This is a genomic window from Hydrogenophaga sp., from assembly GCF_050250835.1.
Classification (GTDB): Bacteria; Pseudomonadota; Gammaproteobacteria; order Burkholderiales; family Burkholderiaceae_C; genus Hydrogenophaga.
In genome coordinates this window covers 152,645-169,647 of the sequence record NZ_JBFWNX010000007.1, presented here as the reverse complement: position 1 = coordinate 169,647, position 17,003 = coordinate 152,645, and the positions used below count along the sequence as shown (strand labels likewise).

General features: G+C 66.1%; 15 protein-coding genes and 1 tRNA gene. All 16 read right to left on the bottom strand.

Annotated features, from left to right (window positions below; translation table 11 throughout):
* Positions 1-91: 91 nt before the first annotated feature.
* Positions 92-775 carry a type II secretion system protein gene (locus AB7F11_RS11520; protein ID WP_428291582.1) on the bottom strand — a complete coding sequence of 228 codons (684 nt, stop codon included), beginning with the start codon at positions 773-775 and terminating at the stop codon, positions 92-94.
* A complete protein-coding gene (locus AB7F11_RS11515; RefSeq protein ID WP_428291583.1) occupies positions 772-2,340 on the bottom strand; it encodes a type II secretion system protein in 1,569 nt (522 codons plus the stop codon). Before AB7F11_RS11515 ends, AB7F11_RS11520 begins: the two co-directional genes overlap by 4 nt.
* Complete coding sequence (locus AB7F11_RS11510) at positions 2,337-3,458, bottom strand: hypothetical protein (RefSeq protein WP_428291584.1); 1,122 nt, start codon at positions 3,456-3,458, stop codon at positions 2,337-2,339. Before AB7F11_RS11510 ends, AB7F11_RS11515 begins: the two co-directional genes overlap by 4 nt.
* Complete coding sequence (locus tag AB7F11_RS11505; protein WP_428299995.1) at positions 3,455-4,852, bottom strand: hypothetical protein; 1,398 nt, start codon at positions 4,850-4,852, stop codon at positions 3,455-3,457. Before AB7F11_RS11505 ends, AB7F11_RS11510 begins: the two co-directional genes overlap by 4 nt.
* A gap of 69 nt (positions 4,853-4,921) precedes the next feature.
* Positions 4,922-6,178: a type II secretion system F family protein gene (locus tag AB7F11_RS11500; protein WP_428290927.1), complete on the bottom strand. Its 1,257-nt coding sequence runs from the start codon at positions 6,176-6,178 to the stop codon at positions 4,922-4,924.
* A complete protein-coding gene (locus AB7F11_RS11495; RefSeq protein WP_428290926.1) occupies positions 6,175-7,857 on the bottom strand; it encodes a GspE/PulE family protein in 1,683 nt (560 codons plus the stop codon). Before AB7F11_RS11495 ends, AB7F11_RS11500 begins: the two co-directional genes overlap by 4 nt.
* 20 nt (positions 7,858-7,877) lie before the next feature.
* On the bottom strand, positions 7,878-9,566 hold the full coding sequence (gene mshL / locus AB7F11_RS11490; RefSeq protein ID WP_428290925.1) for a pilus (MSHA type) biogenesis protein MshL: 1,689 nt from the start codon (positions 9,564-9,566) through the stop codon (positions 7,878-7,880).
* Between the two features lie 77 nt (positions 9,567-9,643).
* Positions 9,644-10,330 (bottom strand): type II secretion system protein, encoded by a 687-nt coding sequence (locus AB7F11_RS11485; RefSeq protein WP_428290924.1) that lies wholly within the window; start codon positions 10,328-10,330, stop codon positions 9,644-9,646.
* A complete protein-coding gene (locus AB7F11_RS11480; protein ID WP_428290923.1) occupies positions 10,330-10,971 on the bottom strand; it encodes a hypothetical protein in 642 nt (213 codons plus the stop codon). Before AB7F11_RS11480 ends, AB7F11_RS11485 begins: the two co-directional genes overlap by 1 nt.
* 14 nt (positions 10,972-10,985) lie before the next feature.
* On the bottom strand, positions 10,986-11,519 hold the full coding sequence (locus AB7F11_RS11475; protein WP_428290922.1) for a hypothetical protein: 534 nt from the start codon (positions 11,517-11,519) through the stop codon (positions 10,986-10,988).
* A gap of 2 nt (positions 11,520-11,521) precedes the next feature.
* The gene (locus AB7F11_RS11470) at positions 11,522-12,922 is read right to left on the bottom strand and encodes a hypothetical protein (protein ID WP_428290921.1); all 1,401 of its coding nucleotides are present in this window, start codon (positions 12,920-12,922) and stop codon (positions 11,522-11,524) included.
* On the bottom strand, positions 12,919-13,443 hold the full coding sequence (locus AB7F11_RS11465; protein ID WP_428290920.1) for a hypothetical protein: 525 nt from the start codon (positions 13,441-13,443) through the stop codon (positions 12,919-12,921). Before AB7F11_RS11465 ends, AB7F11_RS11470 begins: the two co-directional genes overlap by 4 nt.
* A 10-nt stretch (positions 13,444-13,453) precedes the next feature.
* A complete protein-coding gene (locus AB7F11_RS11460; RefSeq protein WP_428290919.1) occupies positions 13,454-14,209 on the bottom strand; it encodes a type II secretion system protein in 756 nt (251 codons plus the stop codon).
* Positions 14,210-14,464: 255 nt separating this feature from the next.
* Positions 14,465-14,540, bottom strand: a tRNA-Arg gene (locus tag AB7F11_RS11455).
* A 63-nt stretch (positions 14,541-14,603) separates the two neighbouring features.
* Positions 14,604-15,773 carry an acetyl-CoA acetyltransferase gene (locus tag AB7F11_RS11450; protein ID WP_428290918.1) on the bottom strand — a complete coding sequence of 390 codons (1,170 nt, stop codon included), beginning with the start codon at positions 15,771-15,773 and terminating at the stop codon, positions 14,604-14,606.
* Positions 15,770-17,002, bottom strand: coding sequence for an MFS transporter (locus AB7F11_RS11445; RefSeq protein WP_428290917.1), 1,233 nt, complete (start codon positions 17,000-17,002; stop codon positions 15,770-15,772). Before AB7F11_RS11445 ends, AB7F11_RS11450 begins: the two co-directional genes overlap by 4 nt.
* Between the last annotated feature and the right edge of the window lies 1 nt (position 17,003).

Genomic DNA, 17,003 nt, shown 5'->3' with positions numbered 1-17,003 from the left:
CTGTCATTGCAGGCTTCAGCACAGCAGGGCAACGCTCTTCCGTCCCCGGAGATCTCCGGTGAACCTGATAGGGGTGCCAGCCTACCCGACTTCAGAGCATTTCGAAGTAGGCGGTGACCAGGTTCCTTGCGCTTTCCTGCTGCCCGGGCACGGATTCGAGGTCTCCCCAGCCCGCATCGGCGGCGATCAGTGAATTCTCGAAGGTAACGAGCCGGAACTGGCCGAACCGCGCGCTCACGCTGCCGTCAATGAGAACGTCCAGTTGCAGCGCCAGCTCGGTCGTGAGGCCGGTGAGGCGCATGACATGGCGCGGCGAACTTGCAAACAGACCCACAGCCGCTCCCTGAACAGACCAGTTGATGGTGGCGAAGCACACCTGGAGTTCATGCGGCGTGCCAAGGGAGTCCTGGTAGACATACCGGCTTTCCCGTCCCAACCCTCGACCCTGGGGAATGCGAATTCGGGCCGCCAACAGCACGTTGCTCAGGTCGTTGTTGGGCGGTGTATCGCACAACCAGGTGTTCAAAGCCACGCCAATCATGTTGTTGGGCGTGGTTGGGTTGTCGCCCGGCACCACGCCAATTACCTGGGTGTACCGAGAGAACGCGTCACGCCAACCTGATATGAAGACCGAAAACAGCTGCTGGTTCTTGGCCTGGCGCAAGACGTCGGTCCCGACCATGACCGCGCCGAGCAGCACGCCGATGATGACCAGCACCATCGACATTTCCAGCAGAGAAAAGCCGCGCTCGACGAAACGAAATTTGCTTTTCATTGGCCTCCTTGTTCGGCCCTGGTGTTCACCGCATCCCGCACCCGTCGCTCGATCTCACCGGCCCGTTCAAGCTCCTGGTTCGTGGTGTCTTCATCGAAAGCCTGACGCGCGATCTCTTCATCTGTCAGCACTCTCGAATTCGCTTCTGGCCGCAGGTCGGGGTCGAGACCCAGGTCGCTGTCCTGCATTCCGCCAGCGGCATCACCGGTGGCCTCTTTTTGAGGCTGCTCCGCATTGAGGACATCCGGAGGCAGATCTTTGGTGTCGACGGCAAAATCGTTGGAAAGGCCAGGCGCGACTTCGGAAGGACCGGGAAGCGGCTCCAGCTCTGAGCTGATGAAGCCGGCACCGAAGTCGTCGGCGCGATTTCGAGCCAGGTCGATCAAGGATTGGGCGAGGGGATTCTGCATCCCGGCTGCCAACGTGCCGAGTGGAGGAGGTACCTGGGGCACCACGGTCTGCTCCCGCAGGAAGTAGGCGCTGGAACTGGACAGCACGGCGTGCTGCCATGCGGTGAGGTAGGCGGCATCCGCCCTTCTGGTCAGGTCGAGGATGACGCGGTACCGCGCACGCGCTGCGGCCAGGTTGGTCTTGAAACGCTGGACGTTGGACGTTTGAGCCACCACGGCGGCGGTGGAGGCGGCCTGGTTGATGACCGAGGTGGTCATCATGCGCACGGCATTGAAATCGCCGAACCGCGACTCGAAAAATTTGGACAGTCCCTGCATGGTCTTGGGCCAACGCATCAGCTCACCATAGACCTTGGTCGACAGGTTGAATGCGGATTCTGCAAGGTCGAGGTTGTAGGTGCCATAGTCGGCCTCGAAGATCCACTTGTACTCTTTCAGCGTCTTGCTCATGATCGCCGAGGCAAGGTGGGCGTTGTACTGGCTTCGCCCGCCCACTGAGGCCAGGGGATTGCAGGACAGGTAGTCCGACACCTGCGCGGCTCGGACACGGCGGGTGGTCCGCGCCATACTGCTCATGAACGAACTGTCGGCGGGTACCTGCTCCAGCGTGAAGGCGTTCATGCGCGCGTCGCCGATGCGAGAGAGCGCCTGGCAGGTGTCGAGGATGCCGTCGTAGGTGGTGGAGGCGACGTCTCGCAGCTGGGTGATGTGCGCTCGCGGGGCGCTGTTCACAGAAATCGCCTGGTCGTTCAGCCGCACATGGAACTGGCCGGTGGGGTACTGGCGTGGCGGCAACCTGGACAGGTCGTAAGGCACGTACTGCAGGCGTCCCAATTTGGGCTCTGGCACGCCCAGGGTGAGGTAGGGAAAGAATTGCCTGCCGGCCACGTGAGGCACCGAACAGTTCTCCAAGCCATCGGGGCTGGAGGCCGGGCATGGGAGGCGGTTGTTGAGGGCGATGTACGCCAGCAGGGCGGCCTCGGCGCGATCCAGGTGGCTGTGGGTCTCGGCCTGGTTGACCGACTCGATGGAGCTGCGGATGGTCTGCCACGACATGGCGCTCGCGACCCCCATGATGACCATGGCCAGAGCGGCCTCGATCAGAGACAGACCGCGCTGGCGACGGCGTGAGTTCATGTGGGGGGTGTGGGTCATGGGCGCACTCCACGGGCCTGGAAGTCATTGGCTCGCGCCATGTGATGGTCTCGTTGCACCGCGAGATCGTTGGCGTAGGTCCGTGCATTCTGGTGAGCGGCCTCCAGGCCCGGGAGGGCGGCCGCATTGGCCGCGACCCCGATGTCCGACAGCTCGATGAGTTGTGCCCACAGCGCGATGAGCAATGCGTGGGGTGCGACGTTGCCCGCGCCCAATACCAGCCCTGCGGGCGTGGTGCTCATGGCGATGAGGTTGGTGATGACTTTCAGGTTGGCGACGGTCAGGTTGGTCATGGCCACCCGGCGGCGCCATTCGTGGCTGCGCAGAAAGTCGCGCGCGGCCTGATGTTCCAGTCCCTTGAGATCCATGTTGATTCGCGCGACGGTGTGCAGGTCGTTGAAGACCGCAGCGGATTTGACCTCCGTCGTGAGGCGCGCAAATCCCTGGATGCACCCCATGCGATGCACCATTTCCAGATGCCCCTGCGTGCGGGTCTTGAGCTCGTTGCGCGTTTCGGCCTGTGCGGCGGGCGCCTGGCCGAAGTCAAAGCGGGGTCCGGCAGCGTTCAGGGGTTCGACCTGGTCGATCTGCTGCACGCCAAAGGCCAGGCCCATACCATTCACTTCACCGGCGGCCGAAGATTCCCGCTGAATGAGCTTGAAGCAAAGGTCGAGTCCGTTGGCCGCGCCGCGGGGCGCGAGAAGTGGCGCGGCCGGAGGCAGTGGGTTGGAGATCAGCTGCATGGGATCGGCCTGAAAACGCAGCGCCCCGATGGGCGTCACCAGGTCCGCATCCACGATGTAGCGGATGCTGCGCCGAGGCTCGGTGCCCAGCACGTCTTGGGGCAGCCAGCCCACCCAGTGGTTCGGACGGTCGGGCGACACGGTGGCGTCCTCGGGCATGGGCAACTGGAGGTCGCGCAGGGCCATGCCATACAGAGCGTCCTCGGCCCGCTGCAAGACATCATGAGAATGCTCGCCCGCCTGGTTCTTGCCGACCAGTTCCAGGGTCTTCCATACCCCGGTGGACATGGCGCCCACCAGCAACAGCACCATGGCCGATTCGAGCAGGCTCCAGCCGCGTTGCGGTGCGCGTGGCCGTTGTCGGTGTGTGTTCATCTCGGTGTTCCCAGGTCGGGCGGCACCACCGGCGGCTGGACGCCCGGAACGATGGGGTTCGGCACCAGCGTGGGGGGAATGCCGAGCTCATGGACCTGCTCCAGCATGCCGCGCCCACCTGTCCAGACGGTGAACGACTCCAGGGTGTCTTTGGCGGCTCCGTATCCCTGCATGTAGATCACGTCCACTGCCATGGCGGCCGCACTGATGGCCATATCGATCACGGTCATGGCGGCGCCTGCGCTGGCTTGCGCGATGCCCGCGATGTGAACCGGGATGAACGGCCACTCAAACAGGAAGTTCGCTTGCGCCTGGGCCAGCTTGACCACGTTGCCAGAGTTGTTGAACAGGGCGTTGGCCTGTTCGGCCATCTGAGTGGTCAGGCCAATGGTGTCGGCCGCCAGCCCCAGCCTGCTGATTTCGATCACCCGCCCGGCGAACTTGATCCCCCCCTGTCGATTGCCCTCGTTCACCCCGGACCAGGCGTGCGCCACCAGCATGGTGTCGAGTGAAGCGATGGCGCCTGCGCAGCCGAACGCGTCGTACAGTTCGGCGGGCCCGGTGATTTTGACCATGTCCTGGTACTGCGCGTCACGGGGACGCGAGGGGGATTCCATTTGCTGCAAACCGAAATCCGCGTTGCTGGAAGAAGCCGCCGCGGGTGCGCCCTGCGCAGCGACCGCCACGCCATAGGCCAGGTTTGCCGACAACACCGGTGCGCCAGGGGCGACGGTGTTGTCGGCCGCAATGCGCCAGCGCTCGGGCACCACGGTCGCGACCGGAGCGCCGTTGAGCTGTGTTTGCTCCAGGTGAACCTGCCAGCCTCCGCGAAGCATGACCAGTTTGGCGCAGATGTCCATGGTGCCCCGGATGGCGGACTGGCCGGAGGGGAACTCGGCGGGAGGACCCGCGTAGCCGGGGTAGTTGGTCTGGGGCAATCCGTTTTCCAGCCGCGGCAGAAACGCCGCCGTGGACGCACTGAGGTCCGTCAGGCTGCCCGCCCCCTCCTGGCCCAGTGACACCAGGTACGTGATGCGCGCGCTGCCCCGGCCGTCGTGTTGCGCATCGGAAAGGGAGGCCACCGGCAACCAGCCTTTGGCCGACGTTCCGGCCAGGTTGCTGCAATCTTCCTCTCCGTTCGGCGCCGCCGCCGGGCAGGGCAATCGACCATTGGCCAGCGCGAAGTCCCGCACCGCCTTGTCCGCCCACGCCAGCACCTGCGACTGGTTCAACACCTGGCTGTGCCCGTCCTGCGCACGCGTCAGCATGAAGCTGACCAGCCCCGCGCCGGAAACGCCCAGGCTCAGCAGCGCCATGGCAATGGCAGCCACGCCGCGCTGCTGGCGTCGGCGGTGGTCGTGAAGTGCTCGCGTCCAACTGGCTGCGTTTTTCATGATGACTACCCGCGCAATGTCAATCTGCCACCCTGAGTCTTATGTTTTGTTGTTTGGTTTGTTGATTCATCACATCGGCCTGGCCATGGCCTGGCGCACGAGGTCGTAGACCGGCAGCAGCAGGGCCATGATCAACACCAGGAACACCCCGCCCGCAATGACCACCACCAGCGGTTTGATGATCTCGGCGATGATCGCCACGGTCTGCTTCAGGCGCTTGCCGTATTCGGCCGCGAGGTAAGACAACTGGTTGTCGAGCGTGCCGGAGTCTTCGCCCACCGCGATCATGCGAACCATGAGGTTGGGAAAGCCGCCAATGAGGCGCATGGCCGAAGACACGCGGTCGCCGCGTTCGACGTACTGGCGCACGGCGGTGAGTCTTTCCTCGTAATAGATGTCGGCTGTGCTGCGCTCCAGGATGCGCAGGCTGCTCACCACGTCAAGCCCGGAGCGGGTGAGGATGGCGAGGTACTCGGCCAGAAACGCCAGGCCCGATGACGTGACCAGCACGCGGGAGATGGGCAACCGATGCATGGCCGTGTAACCCAGGCGTCGAAAGCTGCGGCTGCTTTTCCAGGTCCAGACCACCGTCACCAGGAAGGACACGGTCAAGCCCACCACGACAATCCAGTGCTCGTTGAGCCATTCGGCGCCGGCAAGCACCGCCACCGTGAGGGCGGGCAACTTGGCGTTCATCTGTTTGAACAGGTCCACCATGCTGGGCATGACGTAGACGATCCAGAACGCCGCTGCACCAAAGATGGCCAGGAAGGAGAACGCCGGGTAGATCATGGCCTGCTTGGCGTCGGACTTCATGTTGATGACGCGATCCAGGTGGTCCGCCGCCTCCTGCAGCATCTGCCCCATGGTGCCGGACGCGTCGCCAATGGCCACGAGGCTGCGGACCGACTCGGGGAAGATTTCGGCCTGGCGCGCAAAGGCTTCGGTGACGGTGGCACCTGCGCTGAGGTCTTCGAGCATGAGTCGGCACAGGCCGGTGATGGCCTTGTTCGCTTCGGGCGAGTCGTCTTCTGCCAGAGTGCGAAAGGCTTCGAGCAAGGGGATGCCGCTGGACACCATCACCGCCACGTCCCGCATCATGCCCGCCACATCCTTGGAGCCGGGTGTGGCCCGGGTGATCGAGCGGCCCAGGCGGTAAAGCTGGGCCAGCCCGGCGGGCAGGCTGTGCAAGGCCACCACCATGCCGTCGGTGCGCTTTTCAATCCAGGCCGAGGCCGCTTCCCTGCGCTCGTAAGGCGTCACGACGATGCCCTTGGTGGTCTGCCCCCCCGAGAACATGACCTCGTAGTAGAAGACGCCACTCATCGTTCAGGCCCTTCGCCGGTGACCCGGAAAATTTCGGCGGTGGTGGTCTGCCCCAGAAGCACCCGCCGCTTTGAGACCTGGGTCATGGGCGTGAAACCGAGGTTGAAGGCCAGCGTGCGAATGGCTTCGCGCCCGGCGTCGTCGGCGATGGCGTTGGCCATGTCCTCGTCGACCCGAAGCAGTTCGTACAGCGGCAGGCGGCCGTGAAAGCCCGTGCCTCTGCAACGAGGGCAACCCCTGGCGGCGTAACCCTGGGTGCCTGACGCCACGCCCAGCCACTGGCATTCCTCATCCGAGAAGGGGGCCTGCTCGGCGCAGGCCGTGCAGAGCTTGCGCACCAGGCGCTGGTTGATCACCAGCTTCAGGTTTTCGGCGATCACCTGGGGCGACAGGCCCATGGGCCGAAGGCGCGGCACCACACCGAACACGGTCGTCACGTGCAGCGTGGTGAGCACCAGGTGACCGGTGGCGGCGGCGTCGAACGCGGCCTGCGCGGTTTCGGCATCGCGCATTTCGCCCACCAGGATCACGTCGGGATCGTGCCGCAGGAAGTGGCGCAAGGCGGTGCCGAAGTCGTAGCCTGCACGGCGGTTGACTTCGGTCTGCCCGGCCGCCGGCACACGGTATTCCAGCGGGTCTTCCACGGTCAGCACGTTGCGTTCGATCAGATGCTGCATGCGCAGGCCGGCGTGCAGCGTGCTGCTCTTGCCCGACCCTGTCGGCCCGGTGATGAGCACCATGCCCACCGGGTTTTCCATCACGCGCGCGATCGACGCGACGTCTTCGTCGAAGAAGCCCAGGGCGGCCAGATCCTGGATGTCGTGCGCTTCGGGCAGCAGGCGCAACACCATGCGCTCGCCGTACTCGGTGACGATGGTGGACACCCGGATCGTGATGGGCACTTCAAACACCACCACACGAAAGCTGCCGTCCTGCGGCCGGCGCTGCTCGGAGATGTCCATTTCCGAACGCAGCTTGATGTAACCGGTCAGCCGCCCCAGCGAGGGTGGCAGGGCGATCATGGGCTGCAACACGCCGTCGATGCGGCAGAGGATGTGAAATCCCCTGGGACTGGGTGTGATGTGGATGTCGGTGGCGCGCTCGCGCACGGCCCAGTGCATGAGGCTGTCGAGGAAGTACTCGGGCGAGTGGGCGTGCTCGGTGTCCTTGACCAGGCGATCGGTTTCGCGCTTCACATCTTCCTCGGGCGGATGCCGGGAGAAGTGGTAGCAATGGCGGATGAACCGCATCACCTCGGAGAACTGCCCGCGCACGAAGCTTGAACGCATGCCGGTGCGGCGCAGCACCAGTTGGGCCACATCGTCGGCCTCGGCATCGCCCAGCAGCACGTGCAGGGTCTGGTCTTTCTTGCCGATGGGTAGAAAGTGCGAGGTCAGGCACAGCTCGCGTGGAAACATGGCCAGCAGGGCGTTGTCGGGTGCGTCCAGAGTGGCGACGTCCACATACGCCAGCCCTTGAAGCTCGCTGAGTTCGCGCACCACGTCCTGCTCGCCGATCAGCCCTTCCTGGACCAGGACGGTGCGCAACAGACCACCACCCGCCGCCTGCTTTTGCCGCACGTACTCCAGCTCGACCGCATCGAGCATGTTCTTGCGGATGAGCATCTGCCCCAGCAGCTCGGACTGCTGCTCGGCGGAGAGGCGCGGTTGAGTCGACATCGGGGGGCGCTTGAAAAGATTTACTGGACGATCCGCGCGCGGATGATCATCACGAGTTCACGCGTTTCACCGGCTTCGGACGTGGAGCGGAACAGCGCACCGAGCCCGGGCGCATCGGACAGGCCGGGCAGTCCCTGCCCTCCGTTGGACGATTCCTGGGCGATCAGTCCACCGAGAAGAACCACATCGCCATCGCGCATGTTGAGCATGGTGGTCATGCTCTTGGTGGCCACAACAGGCAGCGTCAGCCGATTGCCGTCGCCCACTTCCAGCAGCGCCAGGCTTTCGCGCTGGACCACGGTCTGCGAAGGTCGCACGAAGAGTTCGATATCACCGCTGTCCTTCACCACTGCGCCCAGGCCCAGCACCACGCCCGAGAAGACGTTGTCGGTCTTGACTTCGGAGGTCATGGGGACCACACCACCCGCAGACATGCCGCCCAGGCTCATGCCGGCCACCTTGGTGATTTCCTTGACGTAGCGGAAGTTGGTGCCCACGCTGAGAAAAGCCGGTACGCCGTTGCTGACCCGCAGCGACGGGTTGGACAGCACCTTGACCCTGCCATAGGACTTGAGTGCGTTGATGGTGGCGGAGAACACGCGGTTGGACACGGTGATGCCACCGCCCGAGCCACCGGTGGTGCCCATCAGCTGGGAGGGAATGGTGACCGAGCGGCTGAGCAGATTGGCCGGCGCGGCGATCGTGCCCAGCGCCTGCCCGATGGTGGCGGGCGACGCGCCCACCGTGGCCATGACCCGGTTGCCGAGCGAGGTCCAGTTGATGCCGAGCTGGGAGTCGTTGTTGAGGGTCACATCCAGCAACTGAGCGTCGATCTGCACCTGTCGTCCGCGGTAGGTGCGCCCCCGCTCCAGCATCTTCGAGACCGTCTGAATCTTGGAAGGCCTGGCCCTGACATAGAGGCTGCCGCTGCTTCGATCCATGGAGTACCGCGCTGCTTCGGCCGACTTCGTTGTCGATTCGGCCCCGGACTTGCCACCTTCCTCTTCCGACAGCAGGATGTCCAGGGTCTTGCCCAGCGAAGCCCATGCGTCGGATTTGTCGTCGCCCAGACCACCCGAGAGGATGACGCTGTCGCGCAGTCCACTGGAGCCTTCGGCGGTGCCCGCGCCCAAGGCATCGCCACCCACGTTGACCCCCAGGGCTCCCCGGATGGCCAGGGCGTCCACGGGGAAGATGCGCTCTTCCATGGTGCTCACGCGCAACACGTTGTCCGGGCCCACGCTGCCGTAGACGTCGAAGGTCTTGAGAATGTGCACCAGCGCCTGGCGTCCGGTCACGTCCTTCAGGAACAGGTTCACGGTCTTGGTCGACTCAAGGACAGCCGGGTCGATCGAGAGGCCCATGTTGAATTCCTGCGCGACCACCCAGAGCAGTTGTCCGATGCGGGCGTCCTGCATGCTCATGCCGAACTTCTTGCCCGACAGAGGCCCCGTGGACGGAATCTGCGGGAGTTCAACGTCGGACACCTCTGCGGGCGGCACGGGCGGCGCGCGCAACTCCATCTCGCGCGCGATGGCTTCCTGAGCCTCCCGCAAACGCGCCGAGTCGGCGGCCAGCTGAGCCCGGACCTGGGTCAATTCGGCTGCGGCAGCGGCCCGCTGCGCGGCCCGGCTTTTTGCATTGCTTTGCAGGTGCGAACACCCGCTGAGCAACAGCACCATCCCGATCAGGGCAATTTCGCGTTTCATCATGTATCTCCGACTGCTGACAAAGTGCGTCCCCCGCGGGGACTGCGTTTAAGAGGTGGCCCCTGCTGGGCGCGGGTCTACGGCCTCGGGCTCCCCATCAACCACCCGAGAAACTCCGGCCCTCCGACCGCCAGGAATCCCATCGACTGGTCTGCGTTTTCCCGAAAGCAAAGGGGTGGCACGTCGACGGCATTGGCCGAGCCGGGCCCGGGCATCCACATCAGCGCGTAGGCAGGGTTCATGGCCGCCACGCCACAGGTGCCAAAGGTCTGCTGTGTGTCCGGTCCCGCCACGTACGGAACCGACGTGTCGCCGCTGACATGGCTGGCGGCTTCGGCGCTGACCACCAGCGCCTGGCCGGCACTGAACAACGCCGGCGCCACGCCATAGCGCAGCACGAAGCCTTGCCTGGAAGGCGGCATCTCCATGCCCAGGGTGAGAAACGGGACTTCGCCCGTGAAAGCCAGACAACCGGCCACTCGACCGCCGACCAGCTGGGTCTGTTCCAGCCCGGCTCCTCCGGCCGACGGGCAAGGCAGGCGCTGCTCGCGGATGACGAAAGTGCGCAAGGCGGCGTCGAGCGACAGCAGGTCGTTGTTCGCGTCGGTGGTTTGCTGCCGCTGGCGCATGGTCGAGTGAACTTCGAAGGTGGACACCGTCAACACCCCGACCACCAGCATCACCAGGGCCAGTTCGAGCAGAAACCCACCCGCCTGGCGGCGCCGGTAAGGCGTGCTCGGAGGTGGGTTGCTGTTCACATCCATCACGGCCTCACCGGTGCGGGGTTGCCGACGAAGAAATCCATGCGCAGTTCGCGCTGCATGGCCTCCATTTCGGCCAGCTTCTTGTTGAGCTCCGCTTGCTGCGCCGGCTTCATGTCGCCCGAAGCGCTGCGCCGCTGGAGATCCTGCAGCTCGGCTGCGACCTTCTGCATCCGGGCCGCCACCTTGAGGTTCTCGCGCAGCACGTCCAGACGGACGCCTTGCAGCACGCTGGAACCGTGGGCGCGCTCCACTTCGGCCAGAGCTTCGTCCACCGCCTGCGGGTCCACGTTTTTCTGAGCCTGGAGCCGTTCGAGCCGGTTCATGGCCGCGCGCATGCGAACCGCACGCTCGTCGTCCGCCCGCGCATCCGCCGAAGACGACAACGGGGCGTGAGGCTGCCCGGCGGTGGCCGGTGGATTCATCCAGGCGGGACGTGTCTGGTCTTCGTTTTCGACCGCCGCCAGGTCGCCCTGAGCGGAGGCCGATGGCACCTTCGCGGGGACGGCCTCCCTGGCGGCCTGAGCGGCGCGCCCGGCAGCAGCGGTCTCGCCCCGTCGCGGGAACAGCGAGTCGTGAAAGACCACCCCGCCCAGAACCACCAGAGACAGAGCGCCGGTGATCACCATGTATTTCGCGCGCATGAATGCTCCTTGAATTACCAGGTCTTCTGGGCGGGCGCCGGGCCAATGCCGCGACCAATTTCCACCGTCCGGGTACGGCCGTCGGGCGACAGAAGATCGACTGTCTGAAGGGTCAGCCGGTGCACCGTTTCGCCGGTGGTGATGCGCTCGCCCAGGCGGTACCGTTGCGCACCGAGCACGAGGTAGAGGCGCGAGCCCGAGCGCACCACGACCGCGCCCCGAAGGGAGGGGTCTGGAGGCGCGAGCTGGGTGTTTTCATCGGTCGCATCCATCCGCTTTTCGGGTGCCGGCGCGATGATTTCCCGGGTCTGGTCGACCGTCAGTTGCTCGATGGTGCGCTGCAGCCAGCCCGACGACTTGAGGGTCGAGAGGTTCCTGAGCGCCTGTTCAATGGAATCCTTCTCGGCCAGCGGGGCGACCGGTGCCGGCGCGCCGCCGATGAAGGTGGGCGGCCGCGCATACAGGACATAGCCGCAGAACAGGCCGGCCGAGACCAGCACCGCCCACCCGACGAGAGGGATCCAGCGAGGTTTGATGAGCGGTTTCATGGTCAGCGCTGCTCCGTGGGAGCGATTCGGGTGACCCGGTAGGAAAACAACCGGGTCGACGAGTCCTGGCCGGCAGCCGCGGAGCGGATGTCGATGGGCTTGGCCAGGTAGCCCTGCATGCGCAGGGTTTGAACGAGCGTCGAAAGCAGGCGCGTGTCGCGATCCGAGTTGATCGCGTTCTCAGGCAAGGTGCCGTCCACCACCACCGTGGGGGCGTCTTCGGTCGTGCCGGCGTTGTCCGTCGTGGGCCGCACCGAATTCACGGAGAGAATGCGGATGCCGCCCTGCGCCCCTTCCTTGAGCGCATTGAGCAGGTGCACGGGGTCGTGGTCGCCCTGCACCTTGCGCAGCATGTGCAGGAGTTCGACCTGCCGGTTCACCGACGGTCGTTCGATCGCCGTGTCTCGTGCAATGACGGCGATGGACTGGCGCACCGAGGCCTCCTCGACCTCCATTTGCTGGGTGCGCTGGCGCAAGGCCGAGGCATCGGCCATCCACCCGTAGCCCACATAGGCCAGACCCAGCGAAGCCACCACGGCAACCACCGCACCGTAGGGCAGGTATTCGCGTGCCAGCACCTGCAGCTTGTCTTCGCCCTGGTTGAGCAGGTCTTTCGGGCGGGCATTTCGCGCCAGACCCAGCAAGCCGGAGTGAACTTCCGCGCCCGTCGTCTCCAGCGTGCCCAGAGGCGCGCTGACCAGTTCGACCTCGGCTTCGGTCGCCGCCGCGAAGGCGGAAGCCAACCCGTCCAGATCGCGCTGCGTGCCGCGGAAGGCCGCAGGCACCCAGGCCACGCTGAACCGGCTGAAACCGCGGCCCGCCATCTCTTCCCGGACCTGGGCGCCCAGCATGGTGGCCACAGCCTCCAGGTCGGCCACCGTGTCTTCCACCGCCAACGCCTGCAGGTGCACCAGCTGTCCGTCGTGCCGGGCAAGAAAGTGGAAGTGTTTGCCCACCTGCAACACCACCGCCCGCTCGGCCTGCACGCGCTGGAAGGCCAGTGCCACCGCCAGCGTCAGCCGGCAGATGTGCTGTTGCGATGCCGCCCAGGCCAGCATCTGCTGCCACTCGTCTAGCGCCACCGTGACGTAGAGCACCTGGTACCCGCGCCCCACCTGCTGCGACTCGAGGATGAGGATCTTGACGTCGGACGAAATTTCCCCCTGGGCGCGCAGCTTGCGTTCGAGCAAGGTGGCGGCGTGGCGGGGATCACCCTCGAAGGAAGCCACGCCCAGCGTGACCTGCTCCGGATGCCAGGCCACGGTGCTCGGCCAATGCACCGAGGAATAGCGGCTCAACACACTGAGGCGGTCGCCACCCCCCGGCCCCGGCGTGCGCCGCGATCCCGGTGCGGCAGGCGCCCCGTGCACCATCCATTCGGAACCCAGCGCCAGGATGGTCATGACCCGCTCCCGGTGGTTCGGAACAGCAGGCTTCCGCGCACGGACACCTGCACCGTGGACGCCGGATCATTGACACTGGAAAACAGGCCTTCGCCCGCCTGGCGCACCGACATCTCGAACTCTTCGGCACCGAACAGGCGATCGGGCGATCGCAGCATTTCAGACAGCAACGCATTGGCCGCACCCCGGCTCATGCCGGCCTGCTTGATGTTGAAGCGGCGCTCGGCCCAGGCCGCAAAACCCAGCCCACTGGTATGGGCGTCGCGCATCAGGCCCAGCGCGAGCTGCGCCCGCTTGGCCTGTTCGATGGTGCGGGCCTCGTCCTGGCGGGCCTCAACCAGGCGTTGCTCGGCAGCGCCGAGTTCCTGGCGGGCGTCGCGGAGCTGGCCACTGGTCCAATGGAAGAACGCCGCCGTCAGGACCAGCAGCGCGAGCGCGCCGATCACCCAGAACCAGCGCGCATCGCCCGGGAGCGACGGGGCTGGCGGGAAGGGGCGACGGCCGGGAGAGAGCGTGTTCATGATGCCCCTCTCAGTGGCTCATCTTGTAGTGGGCCGTGACGGTGGCGACGGTCTGATCACGGCTCCCGGCTGCACCGGCTGCGGTCTGGGTGTTGTTGACAGACCAGGTCAGCCCGGGCGCCGCGATGGCCTCGCGAAAACTGCCCCGGTTGGCGGCAACCTGGCCGTCGATGGCGGCGTCCAGCGACTGCGCCAGGTCGGGCGTCAGACCGCTGATCACCATCAGGTTGCCGGCTCCAGACAGGGTGCCAGAGGGATCCCAGCGGAAGCACACCTGAAGGTTCTGAGGCAGGCCGTTGGTGTCGAGGTAGACGTACCGGTCTTCAAAGCCCAGCCCTCGGCCGTTGGGCAGTTCGATGCCCATCCCCAGGAAGAGGGCGCGCATGGTCAAAGTGGTGGCAGCCGCTCCCCCTGGCGGCGCAGCAGTCTCACACAGTGAGCCCGGGGAATTGCCAGGAACGGCAGCGGCGACAGCGCCGTTCACCATCAGGGTGGGCGCCGCCAGGTTGTCCCCCGGGGGCACGCCCGTGCGCTGCACGTACGAGTTGTAGGCCACCGCCCACTGGTTCACGAAGGTCTGGCGGATGCGGAGGTATTCGGCGTTGCGCTGGGCGTCGCGGCCGATCATGACGGCGCCGAGGATGACGCCGATGATGACCAGCACAACCGCCATTTCCACCAGGGTGAAGCCGCCCTGGCGTTGCGGGAGCTGGTGAGTCCGCCTGCGTGCGTGGTGGGCCGATCGGGAATGCGCTGCCTCGTTCATCGCGTCTCCTGTGGGGAAGAGTGGGGTAAGAATTGCCGACTACGTCGAAGCATTCTTCCCACTCGACAGGAGCGAGAGTCGAGACTTTACGAACTGCAGTGCAAGGAGAACAGTCCGCGTGTTTGACCGCCCGAAATCACGGTACGGGGACCAGGCAGACTGGGCGCTCGCCCCAGGAGCGGCGAGAACGGGCCACACGCCCTCGCGCCGCAGGTCAAGTGCAGCGTGACTTTTGACACGGTGAGGGGAGGGATTTGGTGCGGCTGGCGGGGATCGAACCCACGACCCTTGGCTTCGGAGGCCAATACTCTATCCACTGAGCTACAGCCGCACAAGCCGACGATTCTACCGCCCCGGTGCGGGCCGACGGCCGGGGACCGTCGACCCCCGGGACTCAGGCTGCCTGCAGGAGGCTGAGGTAGGAGGCCACGCCCGAGCCACCCATGTTGAACACGGCGCCCACGCCAGCGCCGGGCAGCTGCATGCCGCCTGCGGTGCCGGAGAGCTGCATGGCCGCCATCACATGCTGCGACACGCCCGTGGCGCCGATGGGATGGCCTTTGGACTTGAGGCCGCCCGAGGGGTTGACCGGCAGCCGGCCGTCCTTGCGCGTCACGCCGTCCAGGATGACGCGGGCGCCCTGCCCGTGCGGCGCCAGGCCCATGGCCTCGTACTCGAGCAGTTCGGCGATGGTGAAGCAGTCGTGCGTTTCCACGAAGGACAAATCACCGAGCGACGCACCGGCGTCGGCGAGACCGCGTTGCCAGGCCATGGCGGCACCCTCGAATTTCGTCGGGTCGCGGCGCGACATGGGCAGGTAATCGTTGACCTGGGTGCGTGAGCGCCACCGCACGGGCGCCACGCTGGCGCCGGGCAGCGGCTCGGTGGAGAGCACGAGGGCGGCCGCTCCGTCGGACACCAGGGAGCAGTCGGAGCGCTTGAGCGGGCCGGAGACGAAGGGGTTCTTTTCGCTGGGCGTGCGGCAGAAGTCGAAGCCGAAGTCGCGCCGCATGTGCGCATAGGGGTTGTGCATGCCGTTGCTGTGGTTCTTGGCGGCGATGGCGGCGAGCGCATCGGACTGGTCGCCGTAGCGCTCGAAATACCGGGTGGCGATGCCGCCGAAGATGCCGGCGAAGCCGGCCGGGTCCGTGCCTTCCTCGCGCACGTAGGAACATTTGATGAGGGTGGCCGCCACCTCGGGCGTTTTCAGGCCATTCATCTTCTCCATGCCGATCACCAGCGTGCGCTTCATGCGGCCGGCGGCCATGGCGTCGAGCGCGGCCCAGATCGCGGCCGAGCCGGTGGCGCAGGCATTTTCGGTGCGCATGGATGGCGTGTGGCGAAACTCGGGCATCGCCACAGCGGGCAGCGCGGCGGTGAAGTCCTGGCCCACGAAGCCGGCGTTGAAATGGCCGACAAAGATGCCGTCGATGTCGCGCGGCTCCAGCCCGGCGCTCTGCAGCGCGGGCTGCACCGCATCGCGGATCAGCTGTTCCAGGTCGCAGTTGTCGAGCTTGCCAAAGGGCGTGTGCCCCCAGCCGGTGATGTAGGCATGGTTGGTCATGGGATTCCTTTCTGGAGAGGGGCCATGGCGGGCAGGCCATGGCGTTGCAGCAGGGTGATGCAGGTCAGGCCGCTGCAGGCCGACAGCAGGCCGGTGGTGAGCGACAGCGCGGTGGTGCTGCCACTCTGGAACATGAAGCCCAGGGCGGTGCCGCTGGCGAATGCCGCTACGGCGAAGATGAACCCCCCCAGGGCCGAGGCCGCGCCCGCCTGTTGCGGAAAGGGTGTGGCCATGCCCACGTGGCCGCAGGGCTGGTAGATGCCGTAGGCCAGCAGCATCAGCCAGAGCGCGCCCGCGAGCGTGAAGGCGTTGTGGGCCTGGGCCAGTTCTGGCCCCAGGAAGGCGGCTGCAGCCGCCAGGGCCAGCCAGCCGGCACGCCGCACCGTGCCCAGGATGCCGCTGACGGCGATCCAGCGGCGGCACAGAAAGGTGCCCAGCAGATAGGCCACCGACGCCCCGCCGATGACCAGGCCGAACGCCACACGCGAAACGGCGAAGGTCTCGATGAACAGGTAGGCCGAGCCGGAGAAGAAGCCGAAGTTGGCCGCGTAGCCAAAGGCGTTGAGCAAGGTCCACGAACCGAAGGTGGGGTGGCGTGCGATGCGTCCGTACACCACGAACAGCGGCGCCAGGCGCAGCGCGTCGGGCCGCAGCGCGTGGGCGGTCTCGGGCACGCGCAGGGCCACCAGGGCCAGGCTGCCCAGACCGAACAGCACCATGGCGAGCAAGGTGGATCGCCAGCCCAATGCTTCGGTGAGGCCGGCACCGGCCACCGGCACCAGCATGGTCATGCAGGCCAGCGCGGACATGGCCACTGTCATCACGTGGGTGCCTCTTTGCTGCTCGAACAGGTCGCGCACCAGCGCCCGTGCGCACACCATGGTGGCGGCAATGCCCAGGCCCTGCAGCACGCGCGCGGCGATCAGCACCTCGATGCCGGGCGCGAGGGCGCCGATCAGCGCACCGGCCGCGTTCAGCGCGAACCCGGTCATGAACACGGGGCGGCGGCCGAAGCGGTCGGACGCTGGCCCCCAGAAGAGCTGGCTCAGGCCGAAGCTGAACACCAGCACCGACAGGGTGAGCTGCACCACGCCAACCGGCGCACCGTATTCGTGGCGGATGGCGGGCAACGCGGCCAGGTACAGGTCGGTGGCCAGGGGCTGGGCGGCGGTGCCCAGCACCACGATGAGCACGGTCAGCGCCGGCCCCATGGCCGGGCGCTTGGCCAAG

Coding starts and splice junctions, on each gene's coding strand:
- AB7F11_RS11520 (WP_428291582.1), bottom strand. CDS start 775: ATGAAAAGCAAATTTCGTTTCGTCGAGCGCGGCTTTTCTCTGCTGGAA.
- AB7F11_RS11515 (WP_428291583.1), bottom strand. CDS start 2,340: ATGACCCACACCCCCCACATGAACTCACGCCGTCGCCAGCGCGGTCTG.
- AB7F11_RS11510 (WP_428291584.1), bottom strand. CDS start 3,458: ATGAACACACACCGACAACGGCCACGCGCACCGCAACGCGGCTGGAGC.
- AB7F11_RS11505 (WP_428299995.1), bottom strand. CDS start 4,852: ATGAAAAACGCAGCCAGTTGGACGCGAGCACTTCACGACCACCGCCGA.
- AB7F11_RS11500 (WP_428290927.1), bottom strand. CDS start 6,178: ATGAGTGGCGTCTTCTACTACGAGGTCATGTTCTCGGGGGGGCAGACC.
- AB7F11_RS11495 (WP_428290926.1), bottom strand. CDS start 7,857: ATGTCGACTCAACCGCGCCTCTCCGCCGAGCAGCAGTCCGAGCTGCTG.
- mshL (WP_428290925.1), bottom strand. CDS start 9,566: ATGAAACGCGAAATTGCCCTGATCGGGATGGTGCTGTTGCTCAGCGGG.
- AB7F11_RS11485 (WP_428290924.1), bottom strand. CDS start 10,330: ATGGATGTGAACAGCAACCCACCTCCGAGCACGCCTTACCGGCGCCGC.
- AB7F11_RS11480 (WP_428290923.1), bottom strand. CDS start 10,971: ATGCGCGCGAAATACATGGTGATCACCGGCGCTCTGTCTCTGGTGGTT.
- AB7F11_RS11475 (WP_428290922.1), bottom strand. CDS start 11,519: ATGAAACCGCTCATCAAACCTCGCTGGATCCCTCTCGTCGGGTGGGCG.
- AB7F11_RS11470 (WP_428290921.1), bottom strand. CDS start 12,922: ATGACCATCCTGGCGCTGGGTTCCGAATGGATGGTGCACGGGGCGCCT.
- AB7F11_RS11465 (WP_428290920.1), bottom strand. CDS start 13,443: ATGAACACGCTCTCTCCCGGCCGTCGCCCCTTCCCGCCAGCCCCGTCG.
- AB7F11_RS11460 (WP_428290919.1), bottom strand. CDS start 14,209: ATGAACGAGGCAGCGCATTCCCGATCGGCCCACCACGCACGCAGGCGG.
- AB7F11_RS11450 (WP_428290918.1), bottom strand. CDS start 15,773: ATGACCAACCATGCCTACATCACCGGCTGGGGGCACACGCCCTTTGGC.